The organism is Humibacter albus DSM 18994, from assembly GCF_000421825.1.
Taxonomy (GTDB): domain Bacteria; phylum Actinomycetota; class Actinomycetes; order Actinomycetales; family Microbacteriaceae; genus Humibacter; species Humibacter albus.
In genome coordinates, this window is sequence record NZ_ATXT01000012.1 from 1 (window position 1) to 1,152 (window position 1,152).

The following is a 1,152-nucleotide window of genomic DNA, read 5'->3' on the forward strand; positions in this document are numbered from 1 at the left end:
GTGGAAGCCCGCCCTGAACGCCTTCGCGATCACCTTCGAAGGCCGAATCAACTAACAATGCGCCAGGTCAGATCCACCGTTAATCTGACAGACCCCCAGCGAGTTGGCGTTGACGATGTTGCGCAGTGCGTCGGTGTCAATGGCGGTGTAGATCTGCGTGGTGGCGGGGGACTGGTGTCCGAGAAACTCTTGCGTTGCCCGCAGATCTCGGGTGCTGGCGTACCCGATCGTGGCGGCGCGGTGTCGCAAGCTATGCAACGTGAATCCTGGTGTGTACTCGGTGACCTTCTTATAGATCGTGCACGGATGTAGATGACCGCCGAACCGACCGGGGAAGTAGTGCTCTCTCAATCCCTGCAACCGCTCTAAGTTATCCAGCACAGTGCCGGTCAGCGAGTCCAGCGGGACGAGGCGTTGCCGGCCCCCTTTCCCACGCACCAGGATCGCATCCCCACGCCGGTCGTCCGGATGCAACGCAGCGATCTCAGATCTACGCAATCCCTCCGTGGCGGCCAGGAGGATCATCGCCCGTACCGACTCGGGTGCCCTCGCCATGGCAGCACGAACCACATCTTCAGGAGTCGGGTGCGGCAGTGCACGTGGCACCCGCACCCTCGGCAGGCCGTAGGCGGGGTCAACTGGCGTGAGGCCTTGTATGGTCGTCCACTGATAGAAGGATCGCAGCGAGGAGCGGATCTTCTTCACGTACTCCGCGCCCCACCCGCGCGACTCGATTCCCCCCGCCAGATACGTCGTCAGGTCCAACGTTGTCGCCATCAGGATGTCCGGGTGCCGTCGCGTGAAACGTTGAAGGTCTGACAGGCGGGTCTGGACTGATGACGGCCCCAGGCCTTTAGAGATCATGTGCAGCCGATACGACTCCATGAGCCGGGCCAAATCGGATGATGTAGTGCCGGCCGGCCTTGCCGTTGCGCGTCTCGACGGCCCTAGTTGTGACCCATTCGTTACCGAATCGGGTCGTTTTGGGTGCTTACGCGGTGCGGCGGTGTTCACGGTACTCGCCCAGCACGATGAGCTCGCCCTTGAACTCGCGCGTGATCCCGCGGCAGACCTCTAACCCAGAGGTCGCAGGTTCAAATCCTGTCCCCGCAACGATGTGATGTCTCAGGACATCGGAATAGCCCGAACCCA

Annotated in this window: 1 protein-coding gene; it reads right to left on the reverse strand. The window is 61.8% G+C overall.

Annotated elements, in window-relative coordinates; translation table 11 throughout:
* Positions 1–51: 51 nt before the first annotated feature.
* Complete coding sequence (locus H623_RS17820) at positions 52–864, reverse strand: tyrosine-type recombinase/integrase (protein ID WP_169514891.1); 813 nt, start codon at positions 862–864, stop codon at positions 52–54.
* Between the last annotated feature and the right edge of the window lie 288 nt (positions 865–1,152).